General features: G+C 65.5%; 1 protein-coding gene. It reads left to right on the top strand.

Annotation, left to right across the window (positions count from 1 at the left end; translation table 11 throughout):
• Nucleotides 1–162: 162 nt before the first annotated feature.
• Complete coding sequence (locus OUY22_RS36645) at nt 163–999, top strand: transposase family protein (protein WP_270159912.1); 837 nt, start codon at nt 163–165, stop codon at nt 997–999.
• Nucleotides 1,000–1,009 lie beyond the last annotated feature (10 nt).

The raw sequence follows: 1,009 nt of genomic DNA, 5'->3' as shown, positions 1-1,009 counted from the left end.
TGAGGTGATCTCAGGGAAATAATTCGGGACGATAAGGGATGTTAGGGACGCCCGTGGTGGCGTTTCGGGCCTTTCGGGAGAAGTCGTCGAAGGCCGGTGATGGACGTGGAGCCTCCGGTAGATGAGTTCTCACCACGAAATCCCGCCACCGAAAGGCTCCACGTGATTGCTCATCGTGCCACGCTCGACGTCTCCCGCGCGCTGATTCACCACGTCGCCCGCTCATTGCGGGACGAACGACGCCGACTCGGCACCCCCAAGGGCAGCCGTGCGCTGACCCCGTTCTGGCAAGCAGTGCTGATCCTGCGCTGGTTCCGGGGCGAGCACGACATCCCCAAACTCGGCCGAGACCATCGCGTCTCCCGCGCCACCGCCTACCGCTACATCGCTGAGGGGATCGACGTCCTAGCAGTTCAAGCCCCCGATCTGCACGAGGCGCTGGACCGTGCCCAGGCAGACGGGCTGGCCTATGTGATCCTGGACGGCACCCTGATCCCCATCGACCGCTGCGCCGAGCAGAGCCTCAGCGTCAAGGGCGAACCCATCGATACCTGGTACTCCGGCAAAGCCCACCAGCACGCCGGCAACCTCCAGGCCCTGTCGGCACCCGGCGGACTGCCGCTGTGGATCGCCGAGGTCGAGCCCGGCTCCGTCCACGATCTGACCGCCGCCCGCACACACGTGCTGGGCGCGCTGTACGCCGCAGCGGCAGCTGGACTGCCCACCCTCGCTGACAGCGGCTATGACGGTGCCGGAATCGGCGTTCACACACCGATCAGGCAACCCGGAGGAAACCAGATCCTCAGCCCGGACAACCGCACCTACAATCGGCTCCTACGCGCCCTGCGATGCCTCGGCGAACGCGGATTCGCCCTGCTCAAAGGCCGCTGGCGGGTCCTCCAGCACATCACCGTCAGCCCCAGCAGAATCGGCGACATCGCCCGCGCAGCACTCGTCCTCACCCATTTCGAGCATGACTACCTACCGGCAATTGGCTGAGATCACGTCA

It is taken from the genome of Nonomuraea corallina (assembly GCF_027620315.1).
GTDB lineage: Bacteria > Actinomycetota > Actinomycetes > Streptosporangiales > Streptosporangiaceae > Nonomuraea > Nonomuraea corallina.
The sequence above is the reverse complement of the archived record's forward strand: the minus strand, read 5'-3'. Positions and strand labels throughout refer to the sequence as shown.